The organism is Lysinibacillus sp. Bpr_S20, assembly GCF_023337835.1.
Taxonomy (GTDB): domain Bacteria; phylum Bacillota; class Bacilli; order Bacillales_A; family Planococcaceae; genus Lysinibacillus.
The window spans coordinates 132,051-154,143 of record NZ_JALNLQ010000004.1 but is presented as its reverse complement, the minus strand read 5'-3'; the positions used below and the strand labels follow the sequence as shown (position 1 = coordinate 154,143).

18 protein-coding genes are annotated in these 22,093 nt (G+C 37.8%); 2 read left to right on the top strand and 16 right to left on the bottom strand.

Annotated elements, in window-relative coordinates:
- Nucleotides 1–258: 258 nt before the first annotated feature.
- The 6 genes from MWJ95_RS11695 to citZ form a co-directional block, all read right to left on the bottom strand.
- Complete coding sequence (locus MWJ95_RS11695) at nucleotides 259–1,518, bottom strand: DUF4179 domain-containing protein (RefSeq protein WP_249105672.1); 1,260 nt, start codon at nucleotides 1,516–1,518, stop codon at nucleotides 259–261.
- Nucleotides 1,515–2,015, bottom strand: coding sequence for a sigma-70 family RNA polymerase sigma factor (locus MWJ95_RS11690; protein ID WP_249105670.1), 501 nt, complete (start codon nucleotides 2,013–2,015; stop codon nucleotides 1,515–1,517). The genes MWJ95_RS11695 and MWJ95_RS11690 overlap by 4 nt, the downstream gene beginning before the upstream one ends.
- A 349-nt stretch (nucleotides 2,016–2,364) precedes the next feature.
- Nucleotides 2,365–2,955 carry an SMI1/KNR4 family protein gene (locus MWJ95_RS11685; protein WP_249072908.1) on the bottom strand — a complete coding sequence of 197 codons (591 nt, stop codon included), beginning with the start codon at nucleotides 2,953–2,955 and terminating at the stop codon, nucleotides 2,365–2,367.
- Between the two features lie 404 nt (nucleotides 2,956–3,359).
- A complete protein-coding gene (gene mdh / locus MWJ95_RS11680; RefSeq protein ID WP_249072909.1) occupies nucleotides 3,360–4,298 on the bottom strand; it encodes a malate dehydrogenase in 939 nt (312 codons plus the stop codon).
- 296 nt (nucleotides 4,299–4,594) lie between these two features.
- The gene (icd, locus tag MWJ95_RS11675) at nucleotides 4,595–5,857 is read right to left on the bottom strand and encodes an NADP-dependent isocitrate dehydrogenase (RefSeq protein WP_132357191.1); all 1,263 of its coding nucleotides are present in this window, start codon (nucleotides 5,855–5,857) and stop codon (nucleotides 4,595–4,597) included.
- 80 nt (nucleotides 5,858–5,937) lie between these two features.
- Nucleotides 5,938–7,053, bottom strand: a complete 1,116-nt coding sequence (gene citZ / locus MWJ95_RS11670; RefSeq protein WP_249072910.1) for a citrate synthase — start codon at nucleotides 7,051–7,053, stop codon at nucleotides 5,938–5,940.
- A 242-nt stretch (nucleotides 7,054–7,295) separates the two neighbouring features.
- On the opposite strand from citZ, the gene MWJ95_RS11665 reads away from it, so the two are divergent.
- Nucleotides 7,296–8,261 (top strand): AI-2E family transporter, encoded by a 966-nt coding sequence (locus MWJ95_RS11665; RefSeq protein ID WP_249105667.1) that lies wholly within the window; start codon nucleotides 7,296–7,298, stop codon nucleotides 8,259–8,261.
- On the opposite strand, the gene MWJ95_RS11660 is transcribed toward MWJ95_RS11665, so the two are convergent.
- The 8 genes from MWJ95_RS11660 to MWJ95_RS11625 form a co-directional block, all read right to left on the bottom strand.
- Nucleotides 8,245–8,634: an FxsA family protein gene (locus MWJ95_RS11660; RefSeq protein WP_249105665.1), complete on the bottom strand. Its 390-nt coding sequence runs from the start codon at nucleotides 8,632–8,634 to the stop codon at nucleotides 8,245–8,247. The two genes, MWJ95_RS11665 and MWJ95_RS11660, sit on opposite strands and share 17 nt — an antisense overlap.
- Before the next feature lie 502 nt (nucleotides 8,635–9,136).
- Nucleotides 9,137–10,897, bottom strand: coding sequence for a pyruvate kinase (pyk, locus tag MWJ95_RS11655; protein WP_249105663.1), 1,761 nt, complete (start codon nucleotides 10,895–10,897; stop codon nucleotides 9,137–9,139).
- A gap of 28 nt (nucleotides 10,898–10,925) precedes the next feature.
- Nucleotides 10,926–11,885, bottom strand: coding sequence for a 6-phosphofructokinase (gene pfkA / locus MWJ95_RS11650; protein WP_249105661.1), 960 nt, complete (start codon nucleotides 11,883–11,885; stop codon nucleotides 10,926–10,928).
- 264 nt (nucleotides 11,886–12,149) lie between these two features.
- Entirely contained in the window at nucleotides 12,150–13,118 is a 969-nt protein-coding gene (locus MWJ95_RS11645; RefSeq protein WP_249072915.1) for an acetyl-CoA carboxylase carboxyltransferase subunit alpha, read from the bottom strand.
- A complete protein-coding gene (accD, locus tag MWJ95_RS11640; protein ID WP_249105659.1) occupies nucleotides 13,111–13,959 on the bottom strand; it encodes an acetyl-CoA carboxylase, carboxyltransferase subunit beta in 849 nt (282 codons plus the stop codon). Before accD ends, MWJ95_RS11645 begins: the two co-directional genes overlap by 8 nt.
- Nucleotides 13,960–13,980: 21 nt before the next feature.
- Nucleotides 13,981–14,622: a FadR/GntR family transcriptional regulator gene (locus tag MWJ95_RS11635; protein ID WP_249072917.1), complete on the bottom strand. Its 642-nt coding sequence runs from the start codon at nucleotides 14,620–14,622 to the stop codon at nucleotides 13,981–13,983.
- A 187-nt stretch (nucleotides 14,623–14,809) separates the two neighbouring features.
- The gene (gene dnaE, locus MWJ95_RS11630) at nucleotides 14,810–17,893 is read right to left on the bottom strand and encodes a DNA polymerase III subunit alpha (RefSeq protein ID WP_249105657.1); all 3,084 of its coding nucleotides are present in this window, start codon (nucleotides 17,891–17,893) and stop codon (nucleotides 14,810–14,812) included.
- A 423-nt stretch (nucleotides 17,894–18,316) separates the two neighbouring features.
- Nucleotides 18,317–19,261, bottom strand: a complete 945-nt coding sequence (locus MWJ95_RS11625) for a DHH family phosphoesterase (protein ID WP_249072919.1) — start codon at nucleotides 19,259–19,261, stop codon at nucleotides 18,317–18,319.
- A gap of 90 nt (nucleotides 19,262–19,351) precedes the next feature.
- On the opposite strand from MWJ95_RS11625, the gene MWJ95_RS11620 reads away from it, so the two are divergent.
- Complete coding sequence (locus MWJ95_RS11620; RefSeq protein ID WP_249072920.1) at nucleotides 19,352–19,657, top strand: YtpI family protein; 306 nt, start codon at nucleotides 19,352–19,354, stop codon at nucleotides 19,655–19,657.
- An 84-nt stretch (nucleotides 19,658–19,741) separates the two neighbouring features.
- On the opposite strand, the gene MWJ95_RS11615 is transcribed toward MWJ95_RS11620, so the two are convergent.
- Together MWJ95_RS11615 and MWJ95_RS11610 are read right to left on the bottom strand one after the other, a co-directional pair.
- Nucleotides 19,742–21,049, bottom strand: a complete 1,308-nt coding sequence (locus tag MWJ95_RS11615) for a DRTGG domain-containing protein (protein ID WP_249105655.1) — start codon at nucleotides 21,047–21,049, stop codon at nucleotides 19,742–19,744.
- 153 nt (nucleotides 21,050–21,202) lie between these two features.
- Nucleotides 21,203–21,886 (bottom strand): metal-dependent hydrolase, encoded by a 684-nt coding sequence (locus MWJ95_RS11610; protein WP_249105654.1) that lies wholly within the window; start codon nucleotides 21,884–21,886, stop codon nucleotides 21,203–21,205.
- Nucleotides 21,887–22,093 lie beyond the last annotated feature (207 nt).

The following is a 22,093-nucleotide window of genomic DNA, read 5'->3' as shown; positions in this document are numbered from 1 at the left end:
GCCAACCCCTTTTCTATCATATACCTTCATAGTATCAATTTTATTCCAAAAGTACAACGAAAAGCCGAATACCCATTTTTCAAAGTTCATACCATAACATGTGGCTGATTTCCGTTTCGACTGGGAGCTTTGTGCTGTCCCTTCGATTTCGCACAGAAAACATCCGCTTCGCTTCAGAATCAATACAGCGATATTACCATAAGTATGGAAAAATCGAAAAGATGTTCAAAAAGGAAAACCTTTTTGAACATCTTTTCTTTATTGCAACGGAATATTCAGTTCAATATTTTTCCCAATAGGATTGAAGTAATAGTTTAGATATATTTTTGCTTTGCCATCATAATTTTCAAAGTTCTCCGTCGCATATAGGTACTGGTCATCATCTGAGTACGAGCCACCTGTAAATTCTAACGGCGTGCCATCTGCTTTTACAGCACTATTTAGAAACGAATGTCGACTTCTATCATCCCATTTCTTTGCAGCAACTGATACACCTTGCTGCGTTACAGAAATATCCCAATCCAAATAATCGGGCTTCATGAGTACTTCTTTTGTGCCAAAATCAACTTCGATAAAATCCTCGCCCTTTGGAACGGCATGAACAGCTCCAATTAATATTTTGAGTGCATCTAAATCATGGAAATAGTTACTTTGTAAATTTAGTGTGAATTTACCTTCACGAATATTTTTGCCTATAAACATGCCATTTTTAACGACTTCTTCTCTGCGCTCCCCATTTTCCATCTCGACCGCAATATTTTCAAGCGATAAAATTTGCATCTTATTCGCTTCATCTAATTCAAAATCGATAGCCATTCTTAATGGAGAACGGCGAATTTTTGTAATCGTAAATTTTTGACCATCGACATTTACAGTACGATTCGCAGTAAAAGTTTTCTCCTTAGCGATTTCATGTTTTAGTGAAAACGGTATCGAAATTTCAATGTTCCCCTTATCTTTTTCATAAAAATGAAAAACCGCTTTAAAATCCTTTGATGTATAAGCGAAAGGCTCTGAAAAACTATAATCTACTGAAGAAGAAATGCGTGTTTGATTTAATTGATGATTTGTAAATGAGCCCCCTTCAATTTCTTCGTCCCCTTGGAACAATTGAACTCCTTCCAAATAAAATTCCGACTTATCAAATGAGGCATCTGCGTCATAGTAAAGTACTAATCCCGAATTATCCGCAATCACGCCTTGCAATGTAAGTGATAGGCCATTTTTAGACTGCGTCACATTGATTTCTTCATAGTAGTCATTGTCCACAATATCTTTTATCCCTTTATCTCGTACAACCGCAGATACAATTGCTTGAAAGCCAGGAATTTTTGCAACATGACTAGCAATCGTAGGAGAAACACGAATTGAAAATAAAAGACCTAAGCAAAACAAAAAGGCTATTGCAACCGGAACAATGCGCTTCTTTGCTCTTTTTTCTCGTTGAACTTTACGAAACATATCCATCCGTACTTGTTGAAGTTTCTCCTTTGGAACGTCAATCGGTAGTTTACTCATAGCCAGTCCTCCCTTTCTCCAGCGAAGTTTCTAAGCTTCTTTAGTATGTAATGAAGCTTAGACTTTACAGTACCCTCCGGAATTTGATTTAGCTCGGCAATTTCTTTGTTTTTTAATTGCTGAAAATATTTCATATAAACGAGTTGCTGATCCGATAAGGATAAGTGATCCAATAACCGCTCCATGTCAGAGTAGATGACCCATTCGACTTGATGATGTTCTTTAAGTGAAACGGTTGGTTGCCGTTTTCGTAAATGGTCTTTACAACAATTGATCAAGACGCGCACGAGCCATGTTCTGGCATATTCGTGCTGTTTAACGGTATGCATTTTTTTCAGTGCTTTATAAACCAGATCCTGCATCACGTCTAAAGCGTCTTGCTCATTTTTCAGATATGTAAAAGCCATGCGATATAAAATATCTTCATCCATTTCAATAAGTGAAAGTATCGCTTGATGATCCCCACGAATAGCACGCTGCACGATTTCACATTCCATCCTTTTCGCCTCCTTCCTCCATTAGACGGAGCGATGCTTCATTTCGTTCAAAAATATTAAAATTATTCAGGGAATTCTATGCAATTGCCTTTTTAACTAAACTGCAGTTAAACAAGAACCCGTTCCGCAACTCTTCAGTTTTAGCGCCATCTAAATTAAAAGAAACCACCTCATATGAAATGGTTACCTCTTTTTAGCTATTCAACTAAGTACATCGTTTGTTTAAGTGTTTATCAATAATCTATTACTCGGGTTATTTATATAAGTTTTAGAGCGATAATCTTAGGCAAAAGCATCGCATCTTTTTTATAAAAGCGTGATTTTATTTCAGCATATAGAGTGCAAGAAGCTAATGTTCTTCGTTTTCTAGAAACATAAAACCACCGTCAATAAGAACCTGTAAATACTCATCAAAGCTGTCTGCAATTACTTGATATTGATCAGGGTCATGCAAAAAGCGAATTATTTGACCACATACCCCTTCATTAGAAGGGTTAAAATCAATATAGAGTCTCGATGATCCACCATTGTTCATACAATCTGAAAAATGGATATACATCCCTGGGAGAAGTCCCTCCGGATTTATTTTAGAGTCAACAGCCTCTTCGTCATCGTCGTATTCTAAAAGATAGGAGATGTCTTCTTCTTCTTTTGAACTCTCGAGCATCTGCTGTATAGATAGCAAATAATAAGGATATTTACCTTCCTCAACATCTGACCCTAAAATACAAACCGCAATTTTGCTTTCTCCATATTTTCGCCAATATGTACCATCGATATTTTCAAGTAGACAGATTAGTGATTCTGGACAATTTGGATATTCTGACTTTAGCTTATCAATATCCCTTTTTGCAGCACCACAAGCTGTATTTAGTTCCTCGAGCTCATCTGTTGATAATGCGGCTCTCAATCCGTTTAAAAATTGATTTACCAAATCCATTATTTCATCCTCCAAAAGAATAAAATATAAAAATTTATTAGTTAGGTTGCTATATACGTCTTTTCTCGAAAGCCTTATTGCATCTCTTTGTTCATTCAATGTAATCATTGACAGGATAATTTTAGCATACTTCTAAAATATGTCCGCACATTTTTACTCTACTATTTGAAGGAATTGAAAATTCTATATAAAGCTATTCTGCTCCATTAATTGAAGAAGAATTAGCTTCGTAACTCTTAGCAATGAGCCTTATTAATAAAACCCTAGATACTACCCATCTCCATTTTCTGGCACCACTTAACTAAGAACATCTTTTTTTGGCGCACTGTTCTACCTGTTTTTCGATATCTTCATACTAAAAAAATCGAGTAGGAATGAATCCTACTCGATTTCATAAACTTTTATTAAGCTAAAACTTTCATAACGTTGCGGACAGCCTCTGCCGATTTATCTAAAGCTGCTTTTTCATTGTCTGTTAACGCAAGTTCAAAGATTTTTTCTACACCATTTGCACCTAGTAACGTCGGAACGCCTAGATATAAATCATTGTAGCCATATTCGCCTTCTAAGTATGCAATAGATGGAAGTATACGTTTTTGGTCTTTAATGATAGCTTCTGCCATTTCAACAAGTGCCGCTGAAGGAGCATAATAGGCTGAACCATTACCAAGGAGGTTAACGATTTCAGCGCCACCTTTACGTGTACGGTCAACAATCTCTTCAAGACGATCTGCTGGGATTAATGATTCTAATGGAATACCACCTGCGAACGAGTAGCGAGTAAGTGGCACCATTGTATCACCATGACCACCTAATACAAAACCTGTGATATCTTTTACTGAGATATTAAGTTCTTCAGCTACAAATGCACAGAAACGAGCTGTATCAAGTACACCTGATTGACCAATTACGCGGTTTTTAGGGAAACCAGTTTCTTTGAATACTGTGTAAGTCATTGCATCAACTGGGTTAGTAAGAACGAGTATTGTTGCATTTGGTGAGTACTTAGCAATTTCTTTAGAAACAGCTTTCATCACATTTTGGTTAATTTGAACAAGATCGTCACGGCTCATACCTGGTTTACGCGCAACACCAGCAGTGATAATTACTACATCAGAATCTGCAGTATCTGCATAATTAGAAGTACCTTTAACATAAGAATCATAGCCTTGCACTGGTGCAGCTTCCCACATATCTAGAGCTTTACCTTTTGTTGGGTTTTCAGCTTGAGGAATATCCACTAACACTACATCACCAAGTTCTTTTTGAGCTGCTAAAAATGCTGCAGTAGCGCCAGTAAAACCGCTACCGATTACTGAGATTTTTTTTCGTTTCAGAGACATTCGAATACACTCCTTTAAAATTAGGTTATTGATAATCAATTATGCCTCGACATAATTACGTCATGAATCAGCACAAAGCCGATTAGTGACATCCGCCAGAGGCTTAAATTCTTTCAGTGGTTGTTCAAACACTGAAAGAATTTAAAAAAGGGAGGAGAATAAATTCTCCTCCCTCGATTAAACAAGTTCATCGTAAATATTTTATTAAGCTAAGGTCAATAGAAATTTACATTTCCCTAATTATATCGGCAGAATATACTTCCGCTTTAGCTATAATTTCTATTTAGAATAGAAAATTATAGGTTTTTGATTAATTCATTAGCGAATTCTGAACATTTTACTTCTGTAGCGCCGTCCATTAAACGAGCGAAGTCATAAGTTACAACTTTAGAAGAAATTGTTTTCTCTACAGATTTAGTAACCATGTCAGCTGCTTCTTGCCATCCTAAGTGTTCAAGCATTAATACACCTGAAAGTAATACTGAAGATGGGTTTACTTTATCTTGACCAGCATATTTTGGAGCTGTACCGTGAGTAGCTTCGAAGATCGCGTGTCCAGTTACATAGTTAATGTTTGCGCCTGGAGCGATACCGATACCACCAACTTGAGCAGCTAATGCATCAGAGATATAGTCACCGTTTAAGTTCATTGTAGCAACTACGTCGAACTCATTTGGACGAGTTAAGATTTGTTGTAAGAAGATATCAGCGATAGAATCTTTAACTAAGATTTTACCAGCTGCTAAAGCGTCAGCTTGTGCTTTATTCGCTGCTTCTTCACCTTGTTCAGCTTTAATAGCATCATATTGGTTCCAAGTGAATGTTTGATCAGCAAATTCTTTTTCAGCTAATTCATAACCCCATTTTTTGAATCCACCTTCAGTGAATTTCATGATGTTACCTTTGTGTACTAAAGTAACAGATGGACGTTTATGATTAATAGCATATTCGATAGCAGAACGTACTAAACGCTCAGTACCTTCTTTAGATACAGGTTTTACACCGATACCAGAAGTTTCTGGGAAGCGGATTTTGTTTACACCAAATTCAGTTTGTAGGAAGTTGATGATTTTTTGTGCTTGTTCAGAGCCAGATTCGAATTCAATACCAGCATAGATGTCTTCTGTGTTTTCGCGGAAGATAACCATATCAACGTCTTCTGGACGTTTAACTGGAGAAGGTACTCCATCAAAGTGACGTACTGGACGTAAGCATACATATAGGTCAAGTTGTTGACGTAATGCTACGTTTAGAGAGCGGATACCACCACCGATTGGAGTAGTAAGAGGACCTTTGATTGCGATTAGGTATTCGTTAATTTTGTCTAAAGTTTCTTGTGGTAACCATTCACCAGTTTGGTTGAATGCTTTTTCACCAGCTAAAACTTCTAACCATTCGATTTTCTTTTCACCGTTGTAAGCTTTTTCAACTGCTGCGTCGATTACGCGTGATGCTGCAGCCCAAATATCTGGACCAATTCCGTCACCTTCGATGAATGGAATTACTGGATTGTTTGGTACATTAAGTACGCCATTTTCAACTACAATTTTGTTTGACATTGATGTTGCCTCCTAAATTCATAATCATAGGACTGTGTCATTAGTAACACAGTCCCAAATATTCTAGCATATTTTCCGAATTAGCGCTCGCTGATTGGAACATATTTTTGCATGCCTGGTCCAACATACTCTGCACGTGGACGGATTAGGCGGTTGTTAGCATATTGCTCTAGAATATGAGCTACCCAACCAGAAGTACGAGATACTGCGAAAATTGGTGTGAATAGGTCATGATCAATACCTAAAGAATCATACACTGACGCAGAGAAGAAGTCTACGTTTGCAGGTAATTTCTTTTGTTCTACGATCATGTCATGGATTTTAACTGACATTTCATAAAGCTCTGGTTTACCAGTTAACTCAGTTAATTTTTGTGACATTACACGTAAGTGTGGTGCACGTGGGTCGCCTTTGCGGTATACGCGGTGACCGAAGCCCATGATTTTTTCTTTGTTGTCTAATTTATTTTGAATATAAGATTCAACGTTTTCAAGTGAGCCGATTTCAGTTAACATTTTCATAACTTGCTCATTTGCACCACCATGAAGTGGTCCTTTTAATGCACCGATAGCTGCAGTTACACCAGAATAAACATCTGATAATGTAGCTACACATACACGTGCTGTGAATGTAGATGCATTTAATTCGTGGTCAGCATGTAATACTAACGCTTTGTCGAATGCTTCAACTTCGATTGCTGCTGGTTCTTCACCTTTAAGCATGTATAAGAAGTTTGCTGCATATCCTAATTCTGGTTTTGGCGCAACTGGCTCTAAACCTTTACGAACACGCGCAAATGCAGTAACTACTGTAGCAATTTTCGCTTGTAAACGGATTGCTTTACGGTAGTTAGCTTCTGTATCCATAACATCCGCCTCTTCATCGAATACACCAAGTAAAGATACTGCAGTACGTAGTGCAGCCATTGGATGTACAGTTGAAAGTGGGTATGTTTTGAATTGGTCTACAATTGCTTGCGGAATAGTCATGTTGTCTGCTAATTGTTGTTTTAATTCAGCTAGCTCGTCCGCTTTTGGTAAACGAGTATGCCATAATAAATAAATTACCTCTTCAAATGACGCGTTCTCTGCTAAATCATCAATGTTGTAACCAACATATGTAAGTGTGTCATCGATAATTGAACTGATTTTAGATTCCGCTGCTACGATACCTTCTAAACCTTTAGTTGCTGACATAAATTATCGCTCCCTCATAATATATTTTTTAGTTGTAAATGCGTCACATTTACGTTTTTTGCTCATATGAACCATTAAGTAAATCGCTTACATTGCTATTATAATCATTTTTGACAGCTTTGTGAATGAAAATCCTCCGAATAAAGAAAAAGGCGCACTAGCGATTAGAAATACGCTTCAAAGAGATTCTTTCGCACATTTTGACATCGAATTATCATTTGAAACGGGGTGAATTTGTAAAAATGAGGAATATCAAGTATTTTTCATACGAAAGAACTATCAGTATTTTACTTTTTGTATTCTACTTGGTAATACTGTGGTTCGTATTACCTGTATCACTTGCGATTTTTTTGTCTTTTTCTACTTATCCTATCATAAAATTCCTTCACTCTTATTGTAGGATTGCCTATTGGCTTGCAGCAATTATTGTGGAAGCACTAATACTAGCTTGTATTTTACTTCTTGTTGTCATATCTATAAACAGTATTATTCTTGTCTTCCCTGAAATCAGAGATACGCTACAAAATTTTCCACTTTTCAATGAATATGAATCAATGTTCATCCAAGTGTTAAAGGAAAAATCACTTTCTATTTTTGATTCCATCTTTTTATACACAGCGAATATATTCCAACTAATGATGAAGCATGTAATTGAAGTATTTATATTCCTTGTCGCTTACTATTTCGCCCTGTTGGAAACTCGAAAATCCCGATATTGGTTTTTTCAATATGTGCCAAAAAAGTTCCGCAATGAGTGGCAAAAGCATTTTTCTAAAATTATGCAGCTATTTCATTACTTTTTGTACGTGGAGTTTCAGCTATTCACGATTACACTGCTTATTCTTTGTGCAGGATTTATGATTCTCCATTTTGAACAAGCCATCATTAAAGCATTTATAGTTGCATTTGCAGATGTACTTCCGTTCTTTGGGATTGGCGTATTTCTTGTACCTATGAGCATTTATTTTTATTTAAAAGGCAATACCTTTTTATGTGTTGCTATTTTACTTTTGTATCTCTTCGTTCAATTAACAAGGCAGCTAGCTGAATCCATGCTTTGGTCAAATACATTACAATTACGTACATTCCACACTTTTTTCATCAGTGCTGCCTCTATTTTATTATTTGGTTTTTACGGCATTTTACTGAGCCCTATATTTTTATTTTTGGCAGTTAAACTAAAGGATAATGCTATTTTTGAACGATAATAAATTGACCTTTTTTCATTTTTTTCCGCATCCAATAATAGAAGATAGGCTGGAACATTTTGCGAGAAAAAGGCATGAGTAGTAATAAGCCAACAAGATCTGTTATAAAACCTGGTAATACTAGAAGTACACCACCACTGAAATTTAAAACTGTATCAACTAATGCCGGACCTGGTGCTTCTCCGCGTGCTATCGTATTTTTTACCTTTTGTATAGAATTCATACCTTTATTTTTCACAACATAAATACCAATTATACTCGTAGCGACTAAAAGCAATAATGTATTTAGAACACCAATATTTTGACCAATTACTATTAATAACGCCAATTCGGCTAATGCATAGACAATGAAACCAAGAAAAACTTTTCTCATATTTTTCTCCTTTCTAGCTATAAAACGCTATACCTTTTATACGTTATTATAGCCCATTAAGTTTCATTAAAAAAATAATGACTCGTATTTAAGAGATGACGACGCTATTATTTTTATATTAAATTGTATAAACATTGTTTAAACTAGGCAAAATCAGCTCGTCACCATAACGTGGGGTTGATTTCCGTTCCGGCTGGGCGCTTTGTTGTTGCTGTCGCTTCGCTTTCGCACAGATAAAACATTTGTTGCTGTCGCTTCGCTTTCGCACAGATAAAACATTTGTTGCTGTCGCTTCGCTTTCACGCAGGATGTGATGCTCTTAGCCTTCGTTCCCCTATCGCTAATCCTCAAGGAGTCGCCCAGTCTCCATTCCAATCAACTCTTACACACGACATATTTTTAACAAAATGTCATTCCTAGATTAAAAAAACATAAAATGCTATTTACTTCTATAAGAAAAGCTCTAGTGCAACTATAATGCACTAGAGCTTTTTGTTATAGATTAAAGAACACTTGCATGCCCTTTGTAAATAACGCCTGTTTCAGCATCCATTGTAATTTCTTGGCCGTGGCGAATCAATGTAGTGGCTTCTTTTACTCCGACGATAACAGGGATTCCAAGGCTTAGTCCTACAACTGCAGCATGACTTGTTAGACCGCCCTCCTCTGTAATAAGACCAATACAATTTTCAAGTGCTGGCATCATATCACGATCAGAGCCAACCGTTACTAAAATGCATCCGTCTGTATCATACGCAAGTGCCTCAGCTGCATTTTTTGCAACAACTGTTTTACCTACTACTGAAGCTTTACCGATTCCTTGACCGCGAGCTAGTAAATCTCCGATAATGTGTACCTTCATTAAGTTTGTAGTACCTGCTTCACCTACTGGTACACCTGCTGTAATGACAACTGCGTCACCGTGCGTAACAAAGCCATGCTTTAAGCTTTCATCAACAGCTAGTTCTAAAATTTCATCTGTTGTCGTAACTCGTTGACAAACAACTGGGTACACACCCCAAACTAGTGTTAACGCGTGAGCTGTATTGGGAGAACCTGTAACAGCGACAATTTGTACACCAGGGCGATATTTCGCAATCATTCTAGCTGTATTACCACTTTCTGTCGGTGCTAGTACTGCCTTTACACCTAAGTTAATCGAAGTGTATGCTACTGCCTGAGAAATCGCCTCCGTCATATTTGCCTCTTTTTCACGACTACGTGTAGAAACGATGGCCTTATAATCTAATGAATTTTCTGTACGCTGTGCGATTTTATTCATAGTTTGTACTGATTCTACTGGGTAAAGTCCTGCTGCCGTTTCACCAGACAACATAATTGCATCAGTACCATCGATAATTGCGTTTGCTACGTCACTAGCCTCTGCACGTGTTGGACGTGGGTTACGCTGCATCGAATCTAACATTTGTGTAGCCGTAATAACTGGTTTACCTACTTGATTGCATTTTAAAATTAATTTCTTTTGTACAAGCGGTACTTCTTCTGCAGGGATTTCTACACCTAGGTCACCACGCGCTACCATTAATCCATCTGAAACTAAGATGATTTCATCGATATTATCGACACCCTCTTGGTTTTCGATTTTCGGGATAATTTGAATGTGGTTACCGCCATTTTGTTCAAGTAATTCTCGAATTTCTAGTACATCCTTTGCTCGACGAACGAACGAGGCTGCAATAAAATCAACACCTTGTTTAATACCGAATAAAATGTCCTGTGCATCTTTTTCTGTAATTCCAGGAAGCTGTACAGAAACGCCCGGCACGTTAACACCCTTTTTATTTTTTAAGACACCTGCATTTTCAACAATCGTATGAATAAGTCCTTTTTCCATATCTTTTGCTAATACGCGTAATTGAATAAGTCCATCATCTAATAAAATAATAGAGTTTTGCTCAACGTCCTCAATTAAACGATCGTACGTTACAGAGAAGCTTGACTCAGTTCCTTCAACTTCAGTCATTGAAATATCAATTACTTGGCCTGCTGCTAAATGCAATTCTCCGTTTTTCATATTGTGCGTACGAATTTCTGGACCTTTTGTGTCGAGTAAAATCCCAACTGGTTTTCCTAATTTTTGTGCTACTTCGCGAATTAAATTAATACGTACTGCGTGCTCCTCATGAGAACCATGGGAAAAGTTTAAGCGGGCAACATTCATACCTGCTTCAATTAGTTTCTCTAAAATTTCTGGTGACTCACTTGCTGGACCAATTGTACATACGATTTTTGTTTTTCTCATTTTCTGCCCACTCCGTTTTTATAACAAATTATATTGATAGTTCTTTCATTAAAGTATATAAGCTTACATCTGCTTCATGATTTTTTTCGAAAGCCTCTGGCATATCATAGTCAATCACTTGATGATTGCGGATACCTACCGCCCTACCAGACTTTCCTTCCATTAGCAATTCTACTGCATGTGCACCAAATTGACTCGCGAGAACACGGTCACGCGCAGTAGGTGAACCGCCGCGCTGGATATGACCAAGAACTGAAACACGCGTTTCTTTTCCTGTTTTCTCATATAACTGTTTGGCCAATTCGCCACCAGACATGACACCTTCAGCGACAATAATAATGCTATGCTTTTTCCCGCGGGCTGCCCCACGATCTAAGCGTGCCACAATGTCATCCAAATTATAATCTTCTTCAGGAATTAAAACTGTCTCAGCTCCAGCTGCAAGACCTGCCCATAAAGCAATATCCCCTGCATCTCGCCCCATCACCTCAACTATAAAGGAATTTTCATGGGAAGTTGCTGTATCGCGGATTTTATCAATTGATTCTACGACCGTATTTAGTGCAGTATCGAATCCTATCGTATATTCGGTTCCTGGTACGTCGTTATCAATTGTTCCTGGGACGCCAACAACAGGAAAGCCTTTTTTCACTAAATCCATAGCTCCACGGTAAGAACCATCACCGCCAATAACGACTAGTCCTTCAATGCCAGCTTCGCGCATATTTTCAATGCCTCGCTGCTGAACATCGTCTTCTTTAAATTCAGGACATCTTGCTGAATTTAAATGTGTACCACCACGTTGAATAATGCCACCTACTGAACCTAAATCAAGATTTTCCATATTACCTTTTATTAAGCCATCATAGCCATGCTTTATTCCGACAACATCAATTCCATGATATGCTGCTTTACGAACGACTGCACGAATGGCTGCATTCATTCCTGGTGCATCTCCACCACTTGTTAATACGGCAATTTTTTTCATTGTCGAACCTCCTGCAGATACTATTATTATTCACATTAACATGAAAAAACAAACTATGTAAGGGTTCAGATGCTACAAAAACATAACTTTTACATAAAAAATAAAAAGAATGCGCTTTCACACACTCTTTCTATTCAAAAACATCCGAAATTTAACAATTATTCAATATACTTTCATCAATTCTCATGCTATTTATTCTAAGTTTTTTATTTATTAAAAACACAATATTTAACTATTTACGAGCATATTTACATATCCAAAAACCTAAAATTGTATTTCAGCTTCTGTATATTGTCCAATCTTTCTGAATTTCTCATAACGATCCTCAATTAATTGTTCACCATTTAAAGAACTCAAAGCTTTTAATGTGTCGCTTATACATTCTTTTATATTAAGTGCTTGTTTCGCTACATTACGATGAGCTCCACCTGTTATTTCAGGAATAATTCCATCAATAACGCCAAGTTCTTTTAAGTCAGGTGCTGTTATACGCATTGCTTCTGCCGCTTGCTTTCCTAGGGTACCATCACGCCATAAAATCGATGCAGCCCCTTCTGGTGAGATAACCGAATACGTTGAGTTTTCTAACATAAAGACGCGATTCGCTACACCTAAAGCAATTGCACCACCACTACCGCCTTCTCCAATAACAATAGAAATAACTGGCACTGTTAGGCCCGCCATTTCAACTAGATTTCTGGCAATTGCTTCACTTTGACCACGTTCCTCAGCTGCCTTACCGGGATAAGCTCCTTTCGTATCAATAAAACAAATAATTGGTCGCTTAAATTTCTCCGCCTGCTTCATTAAGCGTAATGCCTTGCGATATCCTTCAGGGTGTGGCATACCAAAATTCCGACGAATATTTTCTTTAGTTGATTTTCCACGTTGATGTCCAACAATTGTTACAGGCTGACCTTCAAAAAGAGCAATTCCTCCAAGAATAGCCGCATCGTCCCCAAACGTACGGTCACCATGTAACTCAATAAAGTTTTCACACATAGCCTCTATATATTGTAATGTAGTTGGTCGCTCTGGATGTCTAGCAACCTGGACACGATCCCACGGCTTCATATTGGCATAAATGGATTGTTCTAACTGTGTTAGACGTGTTTCTAATGTTTCAATTTCGCCTGTCATATCTACATCCGCATCGGCAGCAATCGTTTTTAACTCATCAATTTTTTCACGTAATTGTACTACTGGTTCTTCAAAAGCTAAATTTTTAGACATGTTGCACGCCGCCTTTCGTATGCATTTTTACAAGCACCGCTACTTGGTTTCGTAAATCTTTTCGATGGAAGATTGCATCAAGCTGACCATGCGCTAGTAAGAATTCCGCTGTTTGGAAATCACTTGGCAGTTTTTCTCTTACTGTTTCTTCTATGACACGACGACCAGCAAAACCAATCAATGCTTGTGGTTCAGCAATATTAATATCTCCAACAGAGGCAAAACTTGCAGAAACGCCACCTGTTGTAGGATGCGTCAAAATAGAAATAAACAATAGACCTTCATCACTATGACGTTTTAATGCCACACTTGTTTTTGCCATTTGCATTAATGATAGAATGCCTTCTTGCATTCGCGCACCACCGCTAGCAGTAAAGATAATAAACGGTAAACGTAATTCAGTAGCTTTTTCAACAGCAAGTGTAATTTTCTCACCCACAACTGAGCCCATTGAGCCCATTCGGAAATGTGAATCCATAATTGCTACAACAATTTCTTCCCCATTTAGAGAACCTATCCCAGTCAGCACAGCTTCGCTTAATCCTGTTTTTTGTTGATCCGCTGATATTTTTTCTATATAAGCAGGGAAATTAAGTGGATTACCAGTCTGTAAATGATCATCCATTGAAACAAATGATCCTTCATCTAAAAAATCTGCTACGCGCTCCTGTGCTGTCATTTTGAAATGATGGTCACATTTTGTACATACCTTATGATTTTTTTCTAGTTCCTTCGTTAATTGAATGTGACGGCATTCTGGACATTTTGTCATAAGACCTTCTGGAAATCCCTTTTCTTGTCCATCCTCTTTCTTTTTAGTGAATAAGCTACGAATTGCCATGTTTGACTCCCCCTTTGTTGTCTAATTACTTTGTACAATCCTCATCCATTGCTCGTAAGCTTTTAATGCTTCTTTTTCATAGCCTAGCTGCATCGATTTCAACATAGTTTGAATGATTATTTTTTCTTCTTCTGTTGAGTTTCGATTTAATCGGTCACCGTCATAAACTGCTAACTGAAACCAGACTTTTAGTGAAAGACGATTTCCTGACGTAATGATTATTTCTCGTAAAACATCCCGACAATTAATCGTACCTTCGATCTCTAGCTTTACAAAAAAACTGTCCCACACAGGTAGTGTTCGCAGAGTCTCTGTACAACTTATTACGCGAATAGCTTCCTTTTCATGAATTTGTCGCGTTAATTCGACATCCTTTTTCGATTTTTCATCTTCTAATATAAACATCGACAATATTTCTACGAGCTGATGCTTTTGTGTAGAAGCCAGGAAAGTACCTCCCCCATGCCTCGTTTCAATAAGACCTAGCAACTCTAAACTTCGCAATGCCTCTCTCACAGAGGATCGCCCGACACCTAGACGTTCTGATAGGACTCGTTCGGAAGGTAGCTTTTCACCAGCCTGTATTTTTTCTAATTTAATAAGTTGTCGTAATTGTTGGACGATATCTAAAAACACTTTCTTTTGTTCAGTTTTTTTATCCATACGATCAACTCCTCTTAACCAATATCACCTTGGTGTAATTGTCTATGTCGCTACAAAACATTTGTAAATGAAGATTAAAAAGTGGTCTGGCCACTTTTGAACATTGATTATAGCTTACAAAATAACTGTTAAAAAGTAAAGAAAAACTGCATAAAAATTTATGCAGTTTCTAAAATTCCCTTCAATTTCATATTCTTTTCGTCGCTTGCGCATGTTTTACTTTCACTTGAGGTCTACCAAAGCGCCTTTCAAGTGTTCCCTCAATGTAAAGCAATTCATCTTCTAATAACAGCTCTTGAACAAGATGAAAAACCTGCGGGAATAAAGTTATAGATACCGTTCCAAACTCATCCTGAAGCTGAACAAAGGCCATTTGCTCACCTTTTTTTGTGCGTATTTTCTTTACTTCTTCTATCAAGCCTATCATTTTTACAAACGTACCGTCACGAGCACCCTTCAACTCTCGGCACGTACTATTTACTTCATTCCAAAAAGTTCTTTCAGCTGAGACTGGATGTGCTGAAATATAAAACCCAAGACTTTCCTTTTCATGTAGTAGTTTTTCCTTTTGAGGCATAGCTTCCGCTTCCATATACTTCGGCTTACCAAAACTAAAGGCAGTCGCCGATTCCATATCAATATCCTCAGTTGGTCTTAGTAATTCAGCATGCTTTAAGGCCGCCTCCAATGTAGCGATTAATACAGCACGATCCTTCCCTATATAATCGAGAGCCCCAGCGAAGATTAATGATTCCATTACTTTTGGTTTAAAATGCTGTGCACTTAAGGCAACTGCCAAGTCAAATAAATTATCAAATGCTTCTGCATTCGTTTGGCGTAATCCATTCACTGTCTCTATAAATGGTTGTGGTACTCCTTTTATTCCAGATAAGCTATAGCGAATCCCATCTTTTTCAACAGTGAAAAATTTTGTACTCTGTTTTAATGAAGGTGGATAAAACGGGATCCCTTTCTCTTTCGCTTCACTCACAATCTGTAAGATTTTCTCCACATTTCCTGTTGCATTTGATAAAAGTGCTGTATAAAAGCTTTGTGGGAAATGTGCTTTTAAATAGGCCATTTGGTAGGAAATAATGCTATATGCGACAGCATGGCTTTTAGGGAAACCATAGTCTGCAAAGCGCACAATTAATGCATACACCTCTTCTGCCACATGAACTTCAAAGCCTTGCTTCATTGCTCCATTTACAAATGCGGCACGTTGCTCCTCTAATACTTGACGATTTTTCTTACTAACTGCCCGCCGCAATAAATCCGCTTGTCCCATCGTAAAACCCGCCATCACCGAAGCGATTTGTATAATCTGTTCTTGATAAACTATGACACCAAATGTCTCTCGTAAAATGGGTTCTAAAGCTGGATGAGGCATAGTAACCGATTCCCTTCCTGCTTTCCGTCTTGCATACACAGGAATAAAATCCATCGGACCAGGGCGATACAACGCATTGACTGCCACTATATCTAAAAAATGGGTTGGATGAATATCACGTAAAGCTTGCTTCATACCTTCCGATTCTAATTGAAAAATCCCTAATGTATCTCCCATTTGAAGAAGTTTTAAGGTCTTTTCATCTTGCATTGGAATAAGCTCAAACTCTATCCAAGGACCACCTGCTTTATAAATTGACCAACGTATCTGTTCCAAAATTGTCAGGTTGCGCAATCCTAAAAAATCCATTTTGACAAGTCCACTAGCTTCTACATCTCCCATTGGCCATTGCGTACAATATATTTCATCATGCCCTTGTTCAATCGGTACCGTATTGACTAATGGTGAAGGTGACAGCACAATCCCAGCAGCATGAGTAGAAGAATTTCTTGGCATCCCTTCAAGTTTTAACGCCACCTCAAGCCAGCGACGATGTTTTTCATCCTCTGCTAACCAGCCTTGTAAGCTCTGTGATTCGGCCACAGCTTTTTGCAAGGTTATTCCAGGTTTATTGGGAATCATTTTTGAGATTTTCTCCAATGTTTCAGCATCAAAACCAAAAACACGGGCAACATCCCTAGCAACTGCCTTAGCAGATAACGTACCAAACGTAATAATTTGCGCTACATTTGCCTTTCCATATTTCTGAGCGACATACTGAATGACTTTTTGTCTTTTACTATCGACAAAATCGATATCTATATCTGGCAAAGTAACACGTTCAGGGTTTAAAAATCGTTCAAATAATAAGCCGTACGCTAATGGATCTACTTGTGTAATAGATAAGCTATAAGCAACAAGAGAACTTGCTGATGAACCACGTCCAGGACCAGTTAAAATACGATTTTCTTTAGCAAAATGCATAAAATCTGCAACAATTAAAAAATAATCAGCAAAGCCCATCGAACAAATAATTTCAAGCTCATATTGAAGTCGCTCCCGATAAGCTGGGGGAATTTCTGTTTGCTTTAAACGTTCTGACAATCCTTCAAAAGCTTCTTTGACAAGCAAACTTTCAGCCGTTTCCCCTGTCGGCACTGGAAATTTAGGCATTTGCACGTGCATTTCAGGAATTTTCGCCGTACAACTTACTAGCATTGTTGCACTAGACGCAAGCCATTCTGGATGATCAGCAAACCAACTTTGCCATTCTTCTTCCGTTGGGGCATAATAACCTTGTAAATGGGCTGATAGCATTGTACCGGAAAGCTTTTCACCAGAGTCTATCGCCCTTGCAACCTCAAAGGCAAAATGATCGTCTGGACGTAAAAAATAGCAACTTTGAGAGGCAACGATCGTTATGTTCATAGATTTACACCATGCTACAAACGTTTCTTCATTTTCAACTACCACCCCTGCAGGTCTTGCTATCCCCATAAATAAACGGTTCCCAAAAACTTTATGTAATGCACTTGCTACTTCATTCCAATCCTCAATGTCTTTTAAGTCATCCGAAGAAAGCAATGCCACACAGCCCGCTGCATATCCTTCAAGCCATTTCCATGGAAGTGCATCATCCGCTCTAATTGAAACTGCACTACTAATCTTTAAAAGATGCTGGTAGCCTTCTTGTGTCTGAGCATACAGCACAAGTGGAACCTTTCTGTCATGCCACTGCACATCAATCGAGAGCCCTAATACAGCATGAATATTCGCTTGCTGCAATGCTTTACAAAAAGGCAAAAGCCCGTACAATTTTGAATTGACGATTGCACAGGCCTGAGTATTTTGCTCTTGTAAAAAAGGGATCAATTGTTCAAGCCGAATCGTACTTTTCAATAAATCCGCACTCGTATGCATTTTCGTGTATACATGTTTCAAATGAATCCCTTCCTTTCTAAGTATTTAAAAATGTTAATTTCAAAACTTTATTATTATGGCAGAAGTACGTTCTTATTCTCTTAAGTTTACAAATAATCACCAAATATCGAAAAATTACCATGATGAGTGTTGATCTCCGTTTGGGCGCTTTGTTGCTGCCGCTGCGCTTTCGCACAGATAAAACATTTGTAGCTGACGCTTCGCTTTCGCGCAGAGCAGAGCTTCCTGGGGGCGTCCGATGAGCCGCTTGGGCCAACACGATGTTGGTCACGAAGGCGTTATCACAGGACGTGATGCTCTTAGCCTTCGTTCCCCTATCGCTGATCCCCAAGGAGTCGCCAGCCTCCACTCCAATCACCTTATATATGGCATACGTTTAACAATGTCATCCACTAATTTTAGCGAAGAGCCCAATATTCATGTTTATCGATATGATTTACAAATTTCCTGTAATCTCGTTATAACACGTTCTGCTTCTTCCCATGAATAAGCTGTAGCCCCCGAAGCGAGCGGATGCCCACCACCATTGAATTCCTTTGCCAACGTGTTAATAATAGGGCCTTTTGAACGTAAACGCACACGAATCTGATCGACCTCTTCAATAAAGACCACCCATGCACAAATATCTTTCACACTTCCAAGACAACCAACTAATAGGGATGCCTCTGACGGGACAACATTGAATTCTGTCAGTAACTCCTTTGTCAGCTTGATATGTGCTGCCCCATACTCATCCATTTTGAAGTTTTGATAAATATAACCTTGTAAATTTAAAAGCTTTTGCTCCATTTCATACATTCCATCGAAAATTTGATTTCGATCAAAATTATATGTAATGAGCTCCCCTGCTATTTTAAACGTTTTTACGGTCGTGCTAGGGAATTGGAAACGTCCTGTATCCCCTACAATACCAGCAAATAATAATCTTGCTGAGGCATCAGGTAGCATCCAGTTGGCCAGTTGTTTCCCTTCCTCAAAAAGCTCATAAATCATTTCACTACAAGAGCTCGCAGTTGTATCCACCCATAGTAAATCACCATACGGATCATCATTTGGATGGTGATCAATTTTAATAATCATTTTACCCTTTGTATAGCGTTGATCGTCCACACGTGCCGTATTTGCTGTATCTGTCACAATAACTAAAGCATCGTCGTATATATCATCTGTTATGTTATCTGGATTTGCTAAAAATGATAAAGATTCTTCATGCTCACCTACTGCATAAACCTTTTTTTCCGGATAGTTTGCTAAAATAAGCTCTTTTAACCCTTGCTGAGATCCATAAGCGTCTGGATCTGGGCGCACATGGCGATGAATAACGATTGTTTCATATGAAGCAATTGTGTCGATGATTTGTCTTTTCAAATTAATTTCCCCCAATTTGATAGTAATAACCGTTAGCATTTTTCCTCAATAATCGTTACAATAATGACTAGTTATGCTAGGAGGTTTACTATGATCAATTTAATATTTGTGTTTGCAATAATCATATCATTTGTTTTTTATTTTTATTTTAAAACAAAACAGTTTCGTTCTCCATTACCAATTGCTAAAAATTGGTACAAAAGCAAGGCTAATGTAAGTCTTGGTGCATTTATTCTTTTATTCGGTTTTAACCAAGCGTATTTATTCCCTGGGCTATTTACATTTATTATTGTAGCAATTCTTGTCGTTTTAGGCATCTTTGTTGTGATCGAAAATAGTAAGAAGGTTCGTCACTACGGTCAATTTGTTGAAGAAGAGTACCGAATTAACCAATGAAAAAATCCATTATGCCCGGGCATAATTAAAAAAGTGAAAGGGATGGCCTAGCATTTCCTCTAGGCCATCCCTTTTTGTGTTTTCTTAACGCTCCAGTAATTGGAACATCATCATTGCCTTCCCAACAAGCATTTGTTGATTAAACACTTCGAAGTCCATTTTCACAAACTTACGACTCATGTCTAATATTCGAGGTTTTACAGTAAGTGTACTTTCCATTTGCACAGGCTTGATGAAATAAATCGTCATGTTTTCGGCAACAGCATCCCCACGCTTACGGCGCTTTAATGCGAATGAGCCAACTTCCGCTAACAAAGTTGTAAATGCTCCATAAGAAATTGCCCCATATTGGTTTGTCATTTGAGGTGTTACTTTAAATTCTACGATTAATTCTTCATCGCCAAGCACCTTCATCTCGTTTTTCACTAAATCATCAATCGTTTCACCATGCTGCGGCTGTCTTTGAGCAAGCTGAAGTGCTTTTAGTACATCTTGTCGGCTAATCACACCTTGCAAAATATTGTCATCATCGACAATTGGTAATAGGTCAATCCCTTCCCAAATCATACGATGTCCTGCAGAAGCAACACTCATTTTCATCGATCCAGCGATCGGATTTTTTGTCATAACCTTTTCAATAAGCTCGTTTTCTTCTCGACCAATAACGTCTTTAACGGTAATCATCCCAACAAGCTTATTGTTTGCTGTAAGAACAGGAAACGCACCATGAGTTGTTCGTTCATTTAGCTTTTGGAAATGACGAATTGTTTCATCATTTCGAAGGACAGAAGTATCAGTCATTGGCACATAAATATCTTCAATAAATAAAATATCTTTTTTGATTAACTGATCATAAATTGCACGATTAATCATTGTTGCCACAGTAAAGGTATCATAACTTGTAGAAATAATTGGTAGATCCAAGGAATCTGCGAGTAACTTGTTCTCCTCTGTTGTATCAAAGCCCCCTGTAATTAAAACAGCTGCACCAGCTCGCAGTGCATTTTCATGAGCTTTAATACGGTTACCAACGATGAGCAAGCTTCCTGCATCTGTATAACGCATCATATCTTCTAATTGCATGGCACCAATAACAAATTTCGTTAACGTTTTATGTAGACCTGTTTTTCCACCTAAAACTTGGCCATCTACAATGTTAACGATTTCAGCAAAGGTTAACCGCTCAATATTTTCTTTCTTTTTCTTCTCAATACGAATTGTTCCAACACGTTCAATAGAGCTTACTAAACGACGATTTTCCGCTTCTTTAATAGCACGGTATGCCGTTCCTTCACTCACCTGCATTTCTTTTGCAATTTGACGTACTGAAATTTTATCACCCACGGGTAATGATTCGATGTATTGTAAAATTCTCTCATGTTTTGTAGACAAAATATCACCTATTTCTCAAGCATCAAATTCTGCTCTTAGTGTACCATATTTTTTATAAAAATATTTAATATAAAGTGATGAATTTGTTTTACTTTTCCCATCGTTTCAACTACGCACGTGGTGCCAACCCATATAGTACAGCAGTGCCGCTGATTAGGAACAGTTTACTTTTTCACCCGCTTTTAAAATTTGAACCTCTGCATTTTGCACTAAATCTGCAAAAATTTGTGGATCCTGCTCGATTGGAGGGAATGTATTGTAATGAACTGGTACGACAATTTTCGGCTTCAAAAACGAAACTGCACAAGCCGCATCTTCTGGACCCATTGTAAAATTGTCCCCAATTGGTAAAAATGCAATATCAATAGGATGGCGTTCTCCGATTAACTTCATATCACCAAACAAAGCTGTATCACCTGCGTGATAAATTGTTAATCCTTCAATAAACAATAAAATTCCGGCAGGCATTCCCATATAAATAATTTCATTATTTTCCGTTACATATGAAGAACCGTGGAACGCTTGCGTAAACTTCACTTTACCAAAATTAAATTCCTTAGCTCCCCCTATATGCATTGGATGCGCTTTCACCCCTTGCCAAGAAATCCAATTGGCTAACTCATTTGGTGCAATAACGAGTGCATCTTTTTTCTTTGCAAGCTCTACTGTATCCCCGACATGATCATTATGGCCATGTGTAAGTAAAATAATATCTGGTGCTTCATCAGCTACCTTTAAATCTGTTTGCCCATTCCCATTAATGAATGGATCTATCAATATTGTTTTCCCATTTGATTGAATTTTGACAACAGAATGTCCATGATAACTAATTTCCATATCCGTTTCCTCCCTACAGTGCATATTGTTCTACATCATTTTTATTCGCTATTCATGCGGTTTTCCCCTTTTTTTGATATGCTAGTACTGAGAATAATAGATTCTTTCCTAACATAGATATACCTTGTTAAGAAAGAAAAATTCATTCGATCAAAGCCAGGCTGTAATTATAGCCAAAGCACGTGCAATTTTTTTCTATGCAATAAG